Source organism: uncultured Fibrobacter sp., from assembly GCF_947166265.1.
Lineage (GTDB): Bacteria > Fibrobacterota > Fibrobacteria > Fibrobacterales > Fibrobacteraceae > Fibrobacter.
Window position 1 is genome coordinate 1 of the sequence record NZ_CAMVDO010000045.1, and the last position, 18,343, is coordinate 18,343.

The following is an 18,343-nucleotide window of genomic DNA, read 5'->3' on the forward strand; positions in this document are numbered from 1 at the left end:
CAGACGAATTAATCCGCGGCATGGACCGCTGGATAGGCGCTTTCTTCTGGGAACCCACTTTAAGTGGGGAATGGGGTGCCGCCCTATTCGACTGGGACGGGCCGAACCTACGTGCAAACAAAGAAGCCTTCGAAGAATACAAGCCCATTAAAAAAGACCCTCAAAAACATTGAGGATCTTGAATTTTGGGGCGACTTATTTCTAGCCAGCCCAGTCTTTCCGTAAGCAACAAACGCCTCGTATTAACGAGTCGTGGTTGACGCTTTCAGCGTCCGCGGCTTCACTCGGTCATAAAATTATGCAAGCATAATTTTGCGACACTCGTTTTGCACGCTTTTGGCGAGAGCGAGGCGATAGAGCCTCGCGGTCCTATTTACTAGTGGACTCCATTACCATCCTGCACGTCGCAGGTCACCGGCTTGCCGTTCACTTCGAGAGCGAGGGCGTCGCAGAACACGGCGCCACCCTTCACGGAGAGCGCGATCTTCTCGAAGTCCTTCACCTTGAGTTCACGCGGTTCGCTGGGAGCCACACCCTTGAAGAGGGCACGGTCACCGGGCTTGGCGTCTTCAGGTACAGAGACGAGGCGGCAGGTGTGAGCTTCTGCGTCGAGGTCGCCCGCAAAAAGCATACCCTGGCTCATGATGCCGCGGAGAGCGCTCGGCTTGAGGTTTGCGAACAACAGAATCTTCCTGTCCTGGAGTTCTTCGGCCTTGTAGCTGCTCTTGAGGCCGCTGCAGATGGTGCGGAGTTCGCCTTCGCCGGCGTCCACCTTGAGCACGTAGAGGCTCGTGGCATCCGGATGGTCGGCCACTTCCTTAATCTGGGCCACGCGCATGTCCATAGCGGCGGGCACATCGGCGGCCATCAGGGGCTTGTTCTGCTTGGGCTTCTGCTGCGGTTCCTGCTTCTTGACTTCTTCTTCGATACGCGGGAAGAGCGGCTTGCCTTCGCCGAATGCTTCGCCACCCTTGAGGATTCCCCAAGCGAGGTCGTCGGCACTCTGGAACTTGGAACCGATCATGGCGAGGCCTTCTTCTGCCTTGGCGGGGATTACCGGCCACAGCAAGCAGAGGGAAAGGCGCACGGCTTCGGCAGAAACGTAGAGTACAGTCGCGAGTTCGTCCTTCGCGGCAGGGTCCTTGGCGAGTTTCCACGGAGCCTTGACTTCGAGGTAGCGGTTGATGCTACGCACGAGCTGCATGATGGTTTCGATAGACTGCGAGAGGCGAGCCTGCGGCAGGCCTTCCTTGATTTCGGCAATCACCTTGTTTGCAAGATTGATGACTTCATTTTCGGCGTCGCCGATTGCGGTGGCGGCGGGGAGCTTGCCTTCAAAGTTCGTGATGACCAAGCGGTGCACGCGGTTCAGCACGTTACCGAGGTCGTTGGCGAGGTCGCTGTTGATGCGGCGCACGAAAGCTTCGTGAGTGAAGTTGGCGTCCTGACCGACGACCATTTCGCGGGCGAGGAAGTAACGGAATGCGTCGATGCCGTACTTTTCCATGTAGTCCATGGGGTTCACCACGTTGCCAGCGGACTTGCTCATCTTTTCGCCGCCGTTCACGAGCCACCAGCCGTGGGCGAGGATGTGCTGCGGAAGCGGAATGTCGAGTGCCATGAGCATGGTCGGCCAGTACACGCTGTGAGTCGTCAAAATGTCCTTACCGATGAGGTGGTAAGTGGCGGGCCAAATCGGTGTGCCATCGGCGTAAGTCTTGTGGAAGGCGGTGGAGGCGCTCACGTAGTTGAGCAAGGCGTCGAACCAAACGTAGGTCACGTAGTCGGTGTCGAACGGCAGCGGAATGCCCCAGCTGAGGCGGGCCTTCGGGCGGCTGATGCAGAGGTCGTTCAGCGGCTGGCGCAGGAACCCGCGGATTTCGTTCCAGCGGTAGTCCGGCACAATCCAGTCCTTGTGGCTTTCGAGGAAGTCAATCAACTTCTGCTGGTAAGAACCCATCTTGAAGAAGTAGTTCTTTTCCTTGAGCCATTCCACCGGGCGGTGGCTGATGGGGTCGCACTTGTTTTCGTCGAGTTCGTCTTCGCTGAAGAAGCGTTCTTCGCCGACGGAGTACCAGCCTTCGTATTCTTTCGAGTAAATTTCACCCTTGTCCCAGAGTTTCTGCAGGCATTCCTGCACAAAAGCCTTGTGTTCGGGCATTGTGGTGCGGATAAAGAAGTCGTTACCGATACCCATCTTCTTCCACAGGTCTTCGAAGCGGTGGTAGTATTCGTCCACGTGTTCCTGCGGAGTCACGCCGCGCTTGTCGGCGGCGCGCTGCACCTTCTGGCCGTGTTCGTCGGTACCGGTCAAGAAGAAGGTCTGGTAGCCCAGAATCTTGTGGAAACGGGTAAGAATATCGGCCAAGACCGTGGTGTAGGAATGCCCAATATGCGGGGCGTCATTCACGTAATAAATCGGGGTAGTAACGTAAAAATTTTTCATGTGCCCAAATTTAGAAAAAAGGTGTTGAAACGGCAAAGGTGTTCGCTTCAAAGAATGGGCGTTCCCCTAGCGCATTTTTGCATTCTGTTATTGAATTGCTCAATATTTATTGTTTGTAAAAATCTATATTCGTAGCATGAAACGTTCCCTGCTGTTTTTTGTTTTTCTATTGTTTTCGACTGTGTTCTCGTTTGCGACGCACGTGGCTGTCCTTGAGACGATGGCGGATGGCGCAGCGAAAGATAACGTGTCGCTTCAGGATCGCCAGTACTTGACGAATGTGCTGCGCGAAGAGGCTGTCAAGGAGCTCCCCGCAGCGCAGAACTACACCATTATGACTCGCGAAAATATCCAGCAGATGTTGCCTCCCGGCAAGGCTATCGAAGATTGCGAAGGCAGCTGCCTTGTTGAAACGGGTAAGAACATCTCGGCCGATTACGTGTGCCAAGCTCGTGTGAGTACCTTTGGAGCGTCGCTTACGTTGTCTGCGGAACTTTATGAAACTGCGGGTAATAAGCTTATCGCGAGTTTCAATGGTCGCGGAGCAAACGTTGAGGAACTTCTGGGCGTTATAGAACAAAAATCCGCCGATTTTTTCAGGGTGATTAGGGATGCTAATCAAAGCAAGCCTCAGGAAGTTTTTGAAGAAAAAGCTGAAGTCCCCGCCGAAGTTTCAACTGAACCTGCCCGGGATTCGGTAGTCGCGCTTGCAAATAATGCTTACGACGAACTTGATGGCAAGTCTGGACCGCAGGTGGGTGAAAGTATCCCGACGAACGTGGATGGAGAACTTGCCGAAAAAGCAGGAATCCACTGGGTTCCCCTGAGCATCAGTACGCTGACGGCAGTGACGGGCGTTGTTTTGGCGATTGTTGGGAACGATCGTGCGCGCGATGCCCACGAAAGAGGTTTCGATAGCACCAAAGAGTACGAACGCAACAAGGATAAGGCTCACAGGGGGCAAATCCTTCGCGGTGTTGGAATCGGCGTCGCCATCGCCGGTGCGTTAGGTATTGGCTTGAGCTTTGTGTTCTAGGGAGGGGTTTGTGTTAGACGAAAGAACGGGCTGCGCCCTACAGACGAGAGACGAAAGAATGTTTGTGGATGGAACGAAGATAGGTGTCATCTTGAGCCCATTCGACAAGCTCAGGGTAAACTCCACGAAGTGGAGTCGAAAGATCTCTATTTATGCTTTATGCACGATTCTTCTCACGCTTTCTGCCTGCACCGACTACGAAGCGATGATTGATGATGAATATGAACAATGGCTTGCGGAACAAGAGGAAAAATCGTCTTCATCAGGCGAATCTTCTGAAGTTGACGAAGGAACATCTTCGTCGATTGAGCAATCCAGCAATAGCCGGAAAAATAAATCTTCGTCAAGCGAATCTCCCAAATCGAGCAGTAGTCAGATAATAACATCTTCGCTGAGCATCGGTTCTGAACTTGTAGATGGAGTTCTTGTTGACCATCGCGATAATCAACGGTACAAAACGGTGACAATTGGTACGCAGATTTGGATGGCGGAGAATCTGAACTACGAAACGGAAAACAGCTATTGCTATAATGATCTTAGAAGCTTTTGCTCCAAGTACGGAAAGCTTTATACATGGGATGCTGCGACAACAGCTTGTCCTAGTGGCTGGCATCTGCCAAGTAAAACTGAATGGGAAACCTTGTTCGCTGCAGTTGGAGATTCTTTGATCGCAGGCAAGGTCCTTAAATCTAAGTCCGATTGGAATAGTGAAGGTAACGGTACGGATGAGTTTGGTTTCTCAGCGCTTCCTGCTGGCGACAGGAAATACGATGGAACTTACTACAACGAAAAATTCTGGGTAAATTTCTGGTGCTCTACTGAGTCCGGTAGCGACATTGCTTACCACATGTACTTGGGCGATGATTACGATAAGGCGTTCTTGAACGATGTCGTTAAGAATAACGCTTTTTCTGTTCGTTGCCTTTTGAACGATGAAAAAACATTGAAATCATCTTCTTCGAACAAGGACTCTGAACCTGCTGATAAGACTTCGTCGTCTAGCGAATCATCAAAATCTAGCAGTAGCTCGGCAAAATCTTCATCTAGTAAAACATTGCAATCAAGTAGTAGTCAAAAAATTGTACCGTCTTCATCGAGCAATGTCGTTGATCCTGTTGAAGAATCATCTTCTTCATCCAGCAAGGTCCCTGAGCCTGTCGAAGGGACTTTGACTGATTCTCGCGACTCTCAAACCTACAAGACGGTGACTATCGGTTCTCAGGTTTGGATGGCTGAAAACCTCAACTATGAAACAATCGCTGATCTCCGAGATTGGTGGGGAGTCTATTGCTGGCAAAGTTCTCAAGTCTACAAAGGGTTGGGATAAAAACGGCAATGGCACGGACGCCTTTGGTTTTACCGTACTTCCGTACACTATTTGTACATAGATTACTATTTAGACAAGGCGCAACTGGCTAGGCTCGAAAAGAACTACGGCTTGAGCGTCCGTTGTCTAAAGGACTAGAATTTAACGTAGCGTTTTTTAAACCAATAATTGTTAACAAAATAATGTTGGAGAGGAAAAGCAGGCTGCTTTGCTAATCCCCCCCCCAAAAAAAGAAAGGTCCCCTGCAAAAACAGGAGACCTTTACTATACCCGGGCCGCGACTCGAACGCGGATATCATCCTTAGGAGGGACGTATTTTATCCCGTTAAATTACCCAGGCGAGTGGCGCATAATATAGCAATAAGCGTCGAAGTTGTCAAAAAGGGGAACGGCGTAAAGGGGAAAGATTGGCGCTTTATTAAATAATGTATATTGTTTAGCGAAAAAAGAGCCCTCAGGAAAAATGATGTCGATCAAGCAAAAGATTTTTTGGATTAAAAGGTATTGGACGAGCGTTGTTGTATTTGCTACCGTTATGTTTTTCGTAGCCTGTGGCGAACAGGAAACAACGGAGAACATCACCCAAATAAACCAAATGAATATGGAGGTGGTTCTTTCGGTCAAGGAATTGCCTAAATGTACCAGAGACAACGAGGGCGAACTGGCATGGGTAAAGGGGGAACCGTCCGTTAGAATCTGTTCCGACGGCAAGTGGTTTCAGACGGCCGAAAAGGATTCTCTTGTAAATACCGTCGATACGGTCTATCTGAAGGGGGAGGATCTCTCTTGCTCTACCAAGGAACTGTAGCAGTGATGGTTATGTGAAAATTGATAGTTACAGTAAAGTTGATGGAGCTCTTGTCCGCTGTCTTTTAGACTAGCATTTGTTATTATTTAATCGTGAAAAAACTTTATATAGCCTTTATCGTCGTTTTTGCAGTTTTGCTGCTGCTCCCGTTTACGGTGCAGACAGTGGCGGACTTGCGTGGCGAAAAGCACTTTATGAGCCTCGACATTTTCAAGGATGTCGTTTATACGCCGTTTAAGCGCGAATCCAGGATGGTGGAATCGGCGGCCAAGTTGAATGACGCCTGGTTTGCGGCGCGAGAATCGATTGCCGGCGGAGCCGAGGTGGGCGAGTCACTGGATGGCGTTATCAGTGCTCTTTCGGATCTGGAGGCGGTTGCGCTTTCGGTGAACAGCTATGCTGAACTCGATACGGCCGAGGCAGACTACAAGCTGCTGAAATTAGCGGATACCTTGGTGGCCTCCCTTGAAGACGAACCAGAATCGTTCAAGTCGGTGGATTCCACGTTGAAGGCTGTGGTGGCCGAATTTGGGCATTTCTCGGTCTGGCGCGCGTTTAGTGGAATTAAGCATTATGGCGTGTGGACGAGCCGCTATTTGCGTACGTTCGAAAATAAGGTCGAAGACGAAAATGCTTTGGTGCTGGCGTTCCGCCCTAAGTATCAGCTTGCGGTGTGGAATCTTTTTAACGATCCCGGTGAAAAGGTGGTGCTGGGTGCCAATTGTCAAGGCGAATCGGATTGTGCGGGGCGCCCGGGCCGCTGGCTTTTCTATCGGCAAGATGTAGAATTCCTGGTGCAGCCGTCACCGCTGGATGTTCGCAGTGCAAAGCTCGACAATCCGATTCAGGCGATACTTAAGTTCCGCGATCAGCTCAAGTCGAGGGGCGTAGAACTTTTAGTGGTGATTACGCCGGGTAAGCCGAGTATTTATCCGGAACGATTGACGGGCTCGGTGGTAGGTTCGGGCAATGCTTTAAATGAATCTGCTGCTAAAAATGCGGCCGGACACGGCAAGGCGATTTTAGATTCGCTCAATGCGCTTGGGCTGAATACGGTGGATCTTTATACGCCGCTCCTCTCTGCAAAGGCGGACGATGCAAACTTGGGTGCGCTGTACTTGGATGACGATACTCACTGGACTCCGCGTGGTGCAGAACTTGCTGCAGCTGAAATCGCGAAAAAAGTGAATTCGATGGCGGAGGCGGGCTTGATTGAGATTGGTGAACCGTCTATGGACTATGTGGTTTCGGATTCCTTGGCAGACCGTATGGGCGACATTGGTGAAATGAGTGGACTCAATAAGTTCAACGTGTTCAAGGTGCAACAGGTGACCGGTCATGTGGTTTCTCAACAAGATGTTTCTGAACGTATGGAAGCCCCGGCAGATTCGCTTTCGGATTCTACGGTGGTACGCGATACGGTCAAGACTCCTTTTAAAGACGATTTCCGCAAGTCGAAAATTTTGATTCTGGGCGACAGCTTCAGTCGCATTTACCAGACGGATGCGCCTGTGAACGCAGGCTGGATTGCTCATTTTGCAAGGAATATCAGCCGACCGGTGTCCTCGATAGTAAGCGACGGCGGTGCTTCTACATTGGTGCGTGAAAAGCTTGCCCGCAAGGCGGGTGTGCTCAAGGGCAAGAAACTCCTGATTTGGGAATTTGTGGAACGCGACCTGCGCTTTGGCGCCGAAGGCTGGAAAGATATAGAGTTTTAGAGGATAATGCAATGGCTAGACATGGAACTCCCACTCCGGGACAGGCGATTTTAGAAGGTATTGAATGGCTCAAGATGGACAAGGCGGAATTTGCACGCCGCATCGGAGTCCCGATGGAAACTCTCGAAGGGCTGATTGCGGGAACGGTTGAAATCACCCGTGAACTCGCCGAAGCGCTTGAATCTGTGACCGGCAGCCCCGCCGCCTACTGGCGCATGCTCGCGTCGAAAGCAAAACGCGTCTCTCAATCCTAGCCACCAACCACTAACCACTGTTTACTATGAATATTATTGATGCTGTAAATTGTATGTGCGACCTTGCGAAGGGCGTGGCGGAACAGTTTGACGTGATTGCCTCGAATTCCCATTCCGAGGGATTGTCGGTCTTTCAGGGCCAGGTGCAGAATACCGAGATTTCGGATTCCGTGGGGCTTGGCATTCGAGTCATCAAGGACGGACGTCCAGGATATGCGCACACCGAACGTCTAACTAAAGAAGCGATTGCGCAGACCATCAAGGATGCGCTTTGCCATACGCAGTGGACCGAAAAGGTCGACTTTGAACTCCCTGCGCCCGCAAAGATTCCTGCGGATTATCCCGATTACAATCCGGCGCTGGAATCGCTCACGCTTGCAGAACTCAAGGACTTTTGCATCGAACTCGAAAAGGAAACCTTTGCGCGTTCCGCGGATATCAAGAATATCCCTTATCTGGGTGCCGACCTGAATCGCGACTTTTCGATTGTTGCAAACCACAAGGGACTTTTCTATACCGAAAAGGATAATTCTGTATCGGTCGGTGCAGGTGCTGTCGCGGTTCGCGATGGAATCAGCAAGCTAGGCAACTTTGTCAAGAGTGGTCGCGACTGGAGTGAATTCACGGTTGCCGAAATTGCTGACAAGGCTGCAAACTATGCTACCGAACTTTTCGGTGCAAAAAAAATCGAAGGTGGCAAGATTCCGGTCGTTTTCTCGGAACGCATTTCGGGGCGATTCATGGGAATGTACGCCTCGCCGTTTATCGCCGAATCGATGCAGAAGGGGACTTCGCGCCTTGCCGGTAAAGAAGGCCAGAAAATCGCTTCCGATAAACTTTCTCTGTGGAGCGATCCGCTGAGTGAAAACTTCTGCCACAAGATATTCTTTGATTCCGAAGGCAGCCTGACTCGTCGCGTCGAAGTCATCAAGGACGGGGTCTTTAACGAAGCACTCTACAATCTGGAAACAGCAGCCAAGGCAGGCCGTGCCACGACGGGTAACGGTGCCCGCGATTTCGGCTCCAAGATGTCCACTGCATTCTGGAACATGTTCGTTCCGGCAGGGGAGTGCTCGACGGCAGAACTCTTGAAACTGTTCCCCAAGTGCCTTTTGGTGGTGCGCCTCGAAGGCGGCTCCGGTTGCAGTTCCGTGAGTGGCGAACTCAGTATCGGAGCCCACGGTTTCTGGTGTGAAAATGGTGTGATTCAACACCCTGTCGACGGAGTTACTTTGTCGGGGAATTTCTTCGACATCATCCAGAATGTGGTTGGAGTCGGCAACGAATACTACAATCCGTTCTCCGGCGTGAAAGTCCCCGCGCTCGCTATTTCTGAACTTGCTGTGAGCTGCTAGCGGTTTCAGGTCGGTGAGCTTGTCGAACCGTCTTCTGCCTGTAAATCAGCACAATCAGCCAAATGAGCCCGGTCAGGAACATCAAGCTGCAAAGCGTCTGTCCGCGGCTCATGCCGAACAGGTCCACGCGTCCAAGGTGTGCATCGGGCCTGCGGAAAAATTCGATGAAGAATCTGAAGAGCCCGTAGCCCATCAGGTACAGGCAGGGCATCTTGTCACGCAACAGCGGAATGCGTCTTAAGTTGTACAGAACCGCAAAGAGGATTACGCCTTCAAAGAGCATTTCGTAAAGCTGGCTCGGGTGGTGTAGAATCGGGTTCGTCATGGGGCTGTCGTGGGCGAGCGGGAACCACATGCCAATACCGCTTGTGGTGACTTCACCAAAGAGCTCTCCGTTAATGAAATTGCCCCAACGGCCCCAGGTATAGGCGAGCGGTGCCACCAAGAAGCAGAGGTTCAGTCCTTTCCAGACTTCCATCTTGTTGCGTTTGAGTCCGATGTAGGTGAAAATCGTTCCGAGAATCATGCCGCCGTGGTAGCTCATGCCCGAAATTCCCGTAAAGTGGTAACCGAGCGCATCGTGGGTCATCGGGAAAATGATTTCGGTCGGGTTTGCAAGGTAATAGCCCGGCTTGTAGAAAAACACGTAGCCGAGGCGTGCGCCAAGAATGATTCCCGCGATAATCCAGGTGAACAGGCTGTCGAACTGTTCCTTCGTGTAGCCCATTTTTTCTTTCTTGTTCACGTGCATAAGCGTCAGGTATGCGGTGACAAAGGCGAAAATGTACATGATGCCGTACCAGCGCACCGGGAAACTCCCGAGCGTAAAGGCCGTTCCATCAAAATAAGAAGGGATAAGGTTCCACCATGTCGGTTCCATTTTACTTTCCTTGTTTAGGGAGATTCTGATGAGCCCAGTAGTTAAACAGCATCGCGGCGACCTGCGTAGCCGGTTGCGAACGTACGCCCTGCAAGTCGTGCACCTGCATAATTACAAGCACGACCGCCTTGCCCGGATTTTCCTTGGACTGTGCAAAGCCCATGAACCATTCGTAGCGTCCGTAAGGGTCGTGTCCGTCGAGCGAACCCGTTTTTCCGCCGATCGTCAGGGCGGCGTAGTTCTTGCGGGCCATATGTCTGGTCGAAATGTTCTTGCGGGCAGTTCCGTTGGTTACGCTGCGTACCATCGCCTCGCGGAGCCCGTAGTAGGTGTTCTCGGTGAACTTGCCGACTTCAAGTGCGATGCGTGATTTGGGGGCGTAGCCGTCGAGGTTCTTTGCCCATGGGATTTCAAGCGGCTGCTTCATGAGAATCGAACGGACCTGGGCTGCGGCAAGGAGCGGCGTGAGAGTCGTCGCTTCGGTGAATCCGCAGCTTGCCTCGGCAAGGCCGTAGCCGGTATCGGGCGGAGCGTATACGGAGCGTCCGGGGAGTCCGGCGGGGAAGTTCATATTGTAGCCGAGTTTCTTGGCGGCCGATTTCAGGCGGTCTGCACCCACGTTCATACCGATCAGCGCAAGCGGCGGGTTGGCGGACTTCGCGTAGGCGTCCTGCATCTCGATAAACGGCCCCTTGAATCCTTCCTTCACGCGCAGCTGGTTCCTGTAGAGGGTGTGGCTAGCGCCAATCATCGGAATCTGGCTCGTGAGCGAGTAGCGGTTGCTTTCCATGGCAGCGGCAATCGTAATCGTCTTTGCAAGCGAGGCTGCCGGGAAGGTGTTCTTGATGAAATAGTCGGGCTTTTCCTGCACACGGTTGTCGCGGCGTTCACCCCAGGCGATAATTTCGTTTGTCTTCGGGTCCACCATCAAGATGACTGCGTACTCGGGGCGGAAACGGCGAAGCAGGTTGTCGATCTTTTCGGCCATGAACACGTCGGCCTGCGCCTTGATGTGCGTACTGTCGATTACTTCCACTTCTGGCGGCATTTCGGTCGGGGCAACGGCTGCGGCAACATTTGCCTGCATGTTCGCGATATCCTCGGAGTCGGCCTTGGGGAAAAGTTCTGTTTTGGGCGCTCCCGTTTCTGGTGCAACCTGCTCGGCCTGCGTTGTAACGTCGTTTGTGACCGGGGACTCCTGTTCTTCTACATATTCGTCGGCCTTTTCTGCCGGTTGTTTCGGCGCTTCTTTCTCGCCAAAGATACAAGTTCCCATCAGGGCGCAAATGCCCATAAAAACGGCGAAAACAATAATTCTGTTGCGAATTCTGACGGCGTAGGGGAGCCGCTTGTGCGGTTGGTATTTGGGTGGCTGGTAACTGTTGAAGTCCATATTAAAAAGTTGCCTGTAAATTCAACTTATAAGCTTGTCTTGAAAATCGTCTTGCGGTAGTATTCGAGCTCGGCGATGCTTTCGCGGATGTCGTCCAGGGCCTGGTGCTTTTCCATCTTCTCGAATTCGGGGAGCGTGGGGTACCAGCGGAACGAAAGCTCCTTGATGGAACTCACGTCGATGTTGCGGTAGTTGAGCCAGCCCGAAAGGAGCGGCATGTACTTGTACAGAAAGCGCCTGTCCTGCGTAATGGAATTTCCGCACAGCACGTTCCCGCGTTCGGTGGTAAAGGGCTTGATAAAGTCAAGCGTCATCTTGTCGGCATCTGCCATAGAGAGCGTTGACTTCCGGCAGCGTTCCACGAGCCCGCTCTGGGTGTGGTGACGCTTGTTCCAGTCGTCCATGCCTTCAAAAACGTTTTCGGTCTGGTGAATTGCGAGGACTGGCCCTTCTGCCAAGATATTCAGGTTCGGGTCGGTAACGATTGTCGCAATTTCGAGAATGACATCCCTCTCCGGCTCCAGTCCCGACATTTCGAGATCCATCCAGACGAGGTTCGGTGCACTTTTAATTCTTGCCATAACGCAAGAAATGTAGAAAATTACTTAAATCTTCTGGGGAGCGGTTTCCCTTCGGAAATCCATTCTCCGTATTCTGCGGCTGCCGTGTACATCACGTCGGTGGAGGAGTTGAGTGCCGTTTCAAGGCTGTCCTGAATGACTCCGATAATAAAGCCTACGCCAACCACTTGCATGGCAACGTCGTTTGAAATCCCGAGGAAAGAACAGGACATGGGAATCAGGAACAGTGAACCGCCGGCAATGCCGCTAGCACCGCATGCGCCAATGGTCGAAACGATGCATAGCGTAATGGCAGTCGGAAAGTCGACGGAAACACCCATGGTATGCGCTGCGGCAAGCGTCATGATGGCGATTGTAATTGCCGCTCCGTTCATGTTGATGGTTGCCCCCAGGGGAATCGAGACCGAGTAAAATTCGCGGTCAAGTTTCAGCCTTTCGCAGAGTTCCATGTTTACGGGGATGTTTGCTGCTGAACTTCTGGTAAAGAGAGCCGTAAGTCCGCTTTCCTTGATGCAGTGGATCACCAGCGGATAGGGGTCGCGGCGAAGCGCAAAGCTTACGACCGCCGGTGCGATCACGAAAACCGTAAAGAACATGGAGCCCGCAATAAGGGCGATAAGGGCGCCGTAAGTCTTGAAAATGCCTATACCGTTTGTAGAAATCGAGGTAAACAGAAGGCTCATGATGCCAAACGGGGCAAGGTTGATAATCCAGCGGACAATCGCCGTTACGGCCTTGGCTGCATCCTTCAGAATATTCTTGGTTTCATCTCCCGCATGAATCTTAATGGCAATACCGAATACAATGGCCCACACCAAAATGCCGATGTAGTTTGCCTGTGTAATGGCTTCGAAGGGGTTTGAAACGGCACGAATAAGCAGGTTGTTCAAGACATCGCCAATGCCCGACGGAAGGCGTGCCGTTGCCGAGGCACTTTGTACAAGGTTCATGTTCTGCGGAAAAAGGAAACTTGCTGCTATTGCCGTAATCGAGGCGAGTACCGTGCTTGCCAGGTAGAATCCGATGACTTTACCGGTACGCCGGTCAAGGCTTGTCTTACCGGAAGCCAGGGCGTTCAGGATCAATATGAACACGAGGACGGGGGCGATACCTTTCATGGCTCCCACGAACAAGATGCCGATTTCGCTAATCCAAGTCTGGCCGGGGAGGAAAAATCCGAGTAAGGACCCGATGACGATGGCGATGCCGATACGGATGTCCAGTCGGGTGTTGTTGTATATTCTTACGACTTTCTTGAACATAGCAGTCCTCGATTTTGCCATAAAGATAGTTTTTTAGGAAAAAAAATTCATTTATTCAGTAAAAAAAAGGATTTTTTTTTAACTATAAATGTATTTTCTTTGTTGAAAGGCGGTTGTAAGGTCCTTGGAGGATTTATGGGAAACTATCGCTACACATCACTTGCGCAGATGTTTTTTACACGCTGTGAAAGAGAAGACTTTCCTGGCTGGTATTATCGTCATTGCGAAAAATGGGTTTACTACCCCAGACAGCAGTTGCGTAGGCATACGCAGTTGCTTGCGCTTGCGTTAAGGGAATGTGGGCTCAAGGCCGGCGGAAGTGTCGGAATCATTGCGAATAGCTGCCCGGAATGGATCATGACCGATGTGGCGACCCAGCTGAACCATGCGCATGTGGTCCCCCTGTTCCCCGATATTTCTCCGGAAAACTTCAATTTTCAGTGTGATGAATCGAATGTCAAAATTTTGCTCGTCAACGACGTCAGTGAACTGGACTTGGCCCTTCGCGATCTGTTGCCCAGGTTTAATACGGTTGTCTGTATCGATTCTTTGTCGGAACTCCCTCCGAACGGAATTTATTGGAACGAATTGATTGAAAAGGGCGAAAAGCTGTCGCGTCAGGAGGAATCCTCGTTCTGGCTACATTCTCAGCTTGAATCGATTTCTCTCGATGACGTGTTTTCTGTAATTTACACAAGCGGGTCGACGGGGCGTCCGAAGGGCGTTCCCCTGACGCACCGCAACATGATTTCGCAGCTGCAGGTTATTAAAAGCGATTTCCTTTATGTCAAAAAATCCTACGACACTGCTCTGGTGATTTTGCCCATTGCGCACGTGTTCGAACGGATGGCGCTGTATTATTATCTCTATTGCGGAATAAAGGTCTATTTTGCGGATTCTCCCAAGAACGTGGCAAGGCTAGCCCGTGATGTGCACCCGACGGTAATGACGGTGGTTCCTCGAATCCTTGAACGTGTGTACGAAAGCATGACCGCCGCAGGGGAGCGCTCGTGGGGATTGCGCCGCTGGTTTATCGATCAGGCCATCCAGTTTGCCATGGTCGAAAAGTCAAAATGTCTTTTTTACCCGTTGCATTTCGTTTACGACAAGTACGTGTATTCCCAGATGCGTAAGGCGGTGGGCGGGCGCCTACGTATGGTTATTTGTGGCGGAGGCGCGTTGAACAAGTCCATTTGCCGTTTTTTGATGAACGTGGGAATCCCCGTTTTCGAAGGCTACGGACTCACGGAATGTTCGCCTGTCGTGTGCGTGAACAAGCCGGGGCTCGTGCGTCCCGGGAGTGTGGGGCATCCTCTTTCGCACCTGCAGGTAAAAATCGGCGAAGATAACGAGGTGCTTGTCAAGGGCGACAGCGTGTTTGGCGGCTATATCAATATGCCGGAACTCAACCAGAAACTTTTTACCGACGATGGCTTTTTTAGGACGGGAGATCAGGGGTATTTCGACAAGGACGGCTATTTGTTCTTGACGGGGCGCCTCAAGGAACTCCTGAAAACGAGTACCGGCAAGTACGTGAGCCCGAACCCGATTGAAATGGAACTGAACCGCCATCCGCTTATCGAACAGGCACTCGTCATTGCGAACAACCGAAAGTTTGTCTCTGCCTTGATCTTCTTGAATGCGGAAAACGCGAAGCGGTTCCTAAAAAGGGCCGAGGTAGATTTCAAGATGGGGAAGGCGCTGGAATCGAAACGAGTCCACGAAGCGATCAACCGCCAGATTGAACGCGTGAACAAGAAGCTGAATTACTGGGAACGCATCAAGAAATGGACCCTGATAGGCGATAATTTGTCTGTTAAGCCCGGTCTTTTGACTCCCACACTCAAAATTCGCCGTAAAGTTGCCGAAGAACGCTACGCGGACCTCATCGAACGGATGTACGAGTAAAACCCGCTCGATTTTTGCCGATTTTTCGTGTTTTTTCTCACAAAAATCTGCTTTTTTAAGAAAATTTGGATAAAATGTCCATAAAAAGCACATTTTGTAAACATTTTATACGCATAGCGTGTTGTAATAATATTAAAAGTTTTCTATCTTTTACATAGAGAAAATTATAAGGGTGTATTGTACACTCTTAAAATTAGGAGTTTATTATGCGGTTTGGAAAGAACATAATGATTAAACTCGGCCTCGTACTGGCCATGGCAGTCCCCGCTCTTGCGGCGGATGTTGCTCCGCTAACGTTTAGTGGCGTTAGTGATCCCGTTACAATGCAAAAGTATTGGGACGAGCTCATGTCTTTTAAGATGTGGGGTACCAGTAGTATTGATTTCCATTCGGCCGAACTGACGGATGTGGTTGGTGCTATTGGCACGACCGGAGACATGACTCTTGGCAATGCTCGACAGTATTTGGGCGGGCCTATTTACGTTGGTGGTAGTGTTTCTGGCTCAACCTCTCAAGACCAGTTTACTAGTGGCCCTGGTCGTATCAAGGGCAAACTTTCGATGAGTAACAATAATTCCAAGCTTGTTGGTACTTATTGCATTGAAGGCTCTGTAAATGAAAACGTAGAACAGGCGCGTCAGGCTGGCGGAGCCACTTTGCAAGTGGGGACTTCTGCAACGTCGGGTGATTGTGCCTACGATAACATCAAGGATGTCCCGATGAAGCTTGTCATTCCGGACTATCCAACAGACTATGCTGGTGCAATTGAATTGGGGGCTGTTAGTGTTCCCAATGGTGATTTTAACTATACAATCGATATTCCGCCTATTGAATATGATAAAGAAACAGGTGAAATTGTCAAAAAAATGTACGATTTTCATTTGAGTAGCTTGACATTTGGAAACGATTGTAAGCTGATTATCAGAATGCAATCGCAGAAAAGCCTTGCAAGATTCTTTGTGACAGGGCCGCTTTCGCTTACTGCGGGAACGACGATTCAGGTGGCTTATGCCGATGAAAATGCGACATACAACTGGAGTACTCATAAGTGGGAGTCGGAAACGTTTGAAGATGTATCCCTTGAAGACTATAAGGGAAATTTGCTGTTCTATACCACGGAAGGTTTCGAAATGCCTGCGATGCACGGAACGGCCTTTATTCAAGGATCCTTTATGTCCAAAGGCAAAATCAAGGTTGGCTCGAACCTGACCTTGGCTGGTCAGTTCCTTGCTGAAGCTATTGAAACTGATAATGAACTTGATGGTAAGTCTTTCAAGTATGTTCCATTTGATCCGCCTATTCTTAAAATTGAACCGGAAGTGGGTACGGAATTCTTGTTCCCAGAACTTAGCTCTTGGGAAAAAGTGCCCATTAAACTTGACAAGGCTCCGGTTACGGATGTTAAATTCGATTATTGCTTTGAATATCTCGATAAGTCCAGCTTTGGCAAGCCTGTTGCGGAACCAGCGGATTTTATCATAAATGGAGGCCACCCGTTCCCGCTTTGTAGTAAAAATGAAAAAGGATCTGTTGAATTTGTTACCGGACAGCGGACTCCTAAAGATGATGCACATAGTGTCTGGATTAATGTCAAGATGGATGGTGTTCCTGAAGATGAGCGAGAAGCATTGCGCCTAAACATTAGCGGTTTGCAGGGAGCTGTGATGCCGAATGGTAAGGACGCTGGGTCTTTTATTCTATACTTAATTGATGGTGATACTGATCCTCAGTCAAAGGATGCAGCCTTTACTGTTGATGAAGATGAATACTATGTATTGAGCTCCAAGGAATTCTACTTTGAATCGAAGAAACACTTTGCTCAGGAAGGTGTCACGATTATGTCTATTCCTGAAAAGGGATTCCTTGTTTATCGTGGCGATACCTTGACTGCCGGTGGTCAGTTTATTTCTATGGATGACTTGGGAAAAGATTATCTTAAATTTATTGCAAAGAAGGATGATTTCAGTGGCGAAGATGTCTATACAACCTTCAAGTTTACTGTGAGAGATGTCGGTGATCCTGATAATAACATTCCTCAAGGTACTTCTGACGAGTATACGGTATCAATCACAGTTTCTCCCGTCAATGATAAGCCTTTTGCTCATGACACGTTGTTTACGATTGCAGAACATAGCACCTCTGGTGATGTGGCAGAAGGCTTTATCCAGGTGGATGATGTTGATGATAGCCGCTTTACATTCGCTTTCGATAAGAAAGATAAATCTTACGACGCTGTGAATGCCTTGTATGTAATCGATGAATACGGTCGCATCTCTGTTAAGAAAGATGTCGTTCTTAATTATGAAACAGTAGATAGCATATTAACTATTGCTGTTAAGGTGACTGATGCTGCCTCTACGACAAATGGCGAAGGTGCTCAAACCGTTACATCCAATATAACGATTAAAATTCTTGATTTGAATGAACGACCTGATATTCATGATACAACGTTGGCTGTTGATGAAAATGCTGTTGCTGGTACACCTGTGGGTAAGGTAACTACAGATGATGAAGATGTGTGGACCAAGTTCACGTATTCTCTTGCCGATGTTACAGAAGATGATCCGGTTGCAAGTCTTTTCACGATTGATGCAGATGGTTTGATTACTGTTGCCGAAGGAGCCAAACTCGATTTCGAAGAACGTAATGAGTATCAGATTTTGGCTATTGTGAAGGACAATGGCGAGTCGATGGGTTTTGCAGAAAAACCTGATGGCGAAGCTAAAGATCTCTACGACACTGCACTTGTTACAATCACTATTAATGATGTTAACGAAAAACCAGAGTTTTTTGAAGTTGAAGACATTTACAATGTTGTCGAAAACTTCCCTGAAAATATTCTGTTTGCAAAAGTTCTAGTGTTTGATCCCGATGCAAAGGATTTGAAGAATCTCTCGGTAACCTTGACTGATAAGGATAAGGTTGAAGATGTTACGAGTGCAGGAGATTTGTTCTCTGTCACCGTTGTTCCGCATACGAATGCTGATTCCTCTAAGAAAGGATTTGCATTTGTCACAATAAGTGTAAAAAATACGGAAAAACTTAATTACGAAGCATTATATGCGGATCATTTCGATGCTACCGATAAAGATGTTCATTTTAACGTGACTTTGACTCTAACTGATAAGGATGGAGAATCGGTTCCTGTCGATACAAAAATTCGTGTAGATGACGTGAACGAAGCTCCGACGATTGAAAACGCCGAATTTGCCGTCAAGGAAAATTCTGACATAGGTAGTACGGTGGGTGTTATGGAGGTCTCTGACCCCGACATGGTGGTTGATGACCCCGAAGCCTATAATGCTGCATTCCGTGATCTCGTCTATACGATTGTCGAAGAGGACAAGGATGTTCCGTTTGTCATGGATTCGAATG

General features: G+C 49.7%; 12 protein-coding genes, 1 tRNA gene and 2 pseudogenes. 9 read left to right on the forward strand and 6 right to left on the reverse strand.

Features of this window, described 5'->3' with window-relative positions:
- Positions 1-376 precede the first annotated feature (376 nt).
- Positions 377-2,497 carry a methionine--tRNA ligase gene (gene metG / locus Q0W37_RS13815; RefSeq protein ID WP_367186285.1) on the reverse strand — a complete coding sequence of 707 codons (2,121 nt, stop codon included), beginning with the start codon at positions 2,495-2,497 and terminating at the stop codon, positions 377-379.
- An 85-nt stretch (positions 2,498-2,582) separates the two neighbouring features.
- On the opposite strand from metG, the gene Q0W37_RS13820 reads away from it, so the two are divergent.
- The 3 genes and pseudogenes from Q0W37_RS13820 to Q0W37_RS15475 all read left to right on the forward strand — a co-directional run.
- Positions 2,583-3,482 carry a hypothetical protein gene (locus Q0W37_RS13820; RefSeq protein ID WP_297702140.1) on the forward strand — a complete coding sequence of 300 codons (900 nt, stop codon included), beginning with the start codon at positions 2,583-2,585 and terminating at the stop codon, positions 3,480-3,482.
- Between the two features lie 205 nt (positions 3,483-3,687).
- Positions 3,688-4,395, forward strand: a pseudogene (locus Q0W37_RS15470) (fibrobacter succinogenes major paralogous domain-containing protein); the annotation flags it as partial.
- Positions 4,396-4,560: 165 nt separating this feature from the next.
- Positions 4,561-4,852, forward strand: a pseudogene (locus Q0W37_RS15475) (FISUMP domain-containing protein); the annotation flags it as partial.
- A 224-nt stretch (positions 4,853-5,076) separates the two neighbouring features.
- Here Q0W37_RS15475 and Q0W37_RS13830 read toward each other — a convergent pair.
- Positions 5,077-5,149 (reverse strand) — tRNA-Arg (locus Q0W37_RS13830).
- Positions 5,150-5,344: 195 nt separating this feature from the next.
- On the opposite strand from Q0W37_RS13830, the gene Q0W37_RS13835 reads away from it, so the two are divergent.
- From Q0W37_RS13835 to Q0W37_RS13850, 4 genes are all read left to right on the forward strand, one after another.
- Positions 5,345-5,617 carry a hypothetical protein gene (locus Q0W37_RS13835; RefSeq protein WP_297702142.1) on the forward strand — a complete coding sequence of 91 codons (273 nt, stop codon included), beginning with the start codon at positions 5,345-5,347 and terminating at the stop codon, positions 5,615-5,617.
- A gap of 92 nt (positions 5,618-5,709) precedes the next feature.
- A complete protein-coding gene (locus Q0W37_RS13840) occupies positions 5,710-7,335 on the forward strand; it encodes a hypothetical protein (protein ID WP_297702143.1) in 1,626 nt (541 codons plus the stop codon).
- 11 nt (positions 7,336-7,346) lie between these two features.
- A complete protein-coding gene (locus Q0W37_RS13845; protein WP_297702144.1) occupies positions 7,347-7,589 on the forward strand; it encodes an XRE family transcriptional regulator in 243 nt (80 codons plus the stop codon).
- 26 nt (positions 7,590-7,615) lie between these two features.
- Complete coding sequence (locus tag Q0W37_RS13850; protein ID WP_297702145.1) at positions 7,616-8,944, forward strand: TldD/PmbA family protein; 1,329 nt, start codon at positions 7,616-7,618, stop codon at positions 8,942-8,944.
- Here the strand turns inward: Q0W37_RS13850 and lgt are convergent.
- From lgt to sstT, 4 genes are read right to left on the reverse strand one after another with little or no spacing between them, the layout of a single operon-like run.
- On the reverse strand, positions 8,916-9,824 hold the full coding sequence (lgt, locus tag Q0W37_RS13855) for a prolipoprotein diacylglyceryl transferase (RefSeq protein ID WP_297702146.1): 909 nt from the start codon (positions 9,822-9,824) through the stop codon (positions 8,916-8,918). The genes Q0W37_RS13850 and lgt overlap by 29 nt on opposite strands.
- 1 nt (position 9,825) lies before the next feature.
- A complete protein-coding gene (locus tag Q0W37_RS13860) occupies positions 9,826-11,217 on the reverse strand; it encodes a penicillin-binding transpeptidase domain-containing protein (protein ID WP_297702147.1) in 1,392 nt (463 codons plus the stop codon).
- 26 nt (positions 11,218-11,243) lie between these two features.
- Entirely contained in the window at positions 11,244-11,789 is a 546-nt protein-coding gene (orn, locus tag Q0W37_RS13865) for an oligoribonuclease (protein ID WP_367186286.1), read from the reverse strand.
- 29 nt (positions 11,790-11,818) lie between these two features.
- Positions 11,819-13,060, reverse strand: a complete 1,242-nt coding sequence (gene sstT / locus Q0W37_RS13870) for a serine/threonine transporter SstT (protein ID WP_297702149.1) — start codon at positions 13,058-13,060, stop codon at positions 11,819-11,821.
- 135 nt (positions 13,061-13,195) lie between these two features.
- On the opposite strand from sstT, the gene Q0W37_RS13875 reads away from it, so the two are divergent.
- Both Q0W37_RS13875 and Q0W37_RS13880 read left to right on the forward strand, forming a co-directional pair.
- Positions 13,196-14,968, forward strand: coding sequence for a long-chain fatty acid--CoA ligase (locus Q0W37_RS13875; RefSeq protein WP_297702150.1), 1,773 nt, complete (start codon positions 13,196-13,198; stop codon positions 14,966-14,968).
- A 206-nt stretch (positions 14,969-15,174) separates the two neighbouring features.
- The coding region (locus Q0W37_RS13880; RefSeq protein WP_297702151.1) for a cadherin domain-containing protein at positions 15,175-18,343 on the forward strand (3,169 nt) is incomplete at its 3' end.

Bases quoted from the DNA above. Each gene is read 5' to 3' on its own strand.
- Q0W37_RS13875 (WP_297702150.1), top strand. From the start codon at position 13,196: ATGGGAAACTATCGCTACACATCACTTGCGCAGATGTTTTTTACACGC.
- sstT (WP_297702149.1), bottom strand. From the start codon at position 13,060: ATGTTCAAGAAAGTCGTAAGAATATACAACAACACCCGACTGGACATC.
- lgt (WP_297702146.1), bottom strand. From the start codon at position 9,824: ATGGAACCGACATGGTGGAACCTTATCCCTTCTTATTTTGATGGAACG.
- Q0W37_RS13850 (WP_297702145.1), top strand. From the start codon at position 7,616: ATGAATATTATTGATGCTGTAAATTGTATGTGCGACCTTGCGAAGGGC.
- Q0W37_RS13820 (WP_297702140.1), top strand. From the start codon at position 2,583: ATGAAACGTTCCCTGCTGTTTTTTGTTTTTCTATTGTTTTCGACTGTG.
- Q0W37_RS13845 (WP_297702144.1), top strand. From the start codon at position 7,347: ATGGCTAGACATGGAACTCCCACTCCGGGACAGGCGATTTTAGAAGGT.
- Q0W37_RS13860 (WP_297702147.1), bottom strand. From the start codon at position 11,217: ATGGACTTCAACAGTTACCAGCCACCCAAATACCAACCGCACAAGCGG.
- Q0W37_RS13835 (WP_297702142.1), top strand. From the start codon at position 5,345: ATGTTTTTCGTAGCCTGTGGCGAACAGGAAACAACGGAGAACATCACC.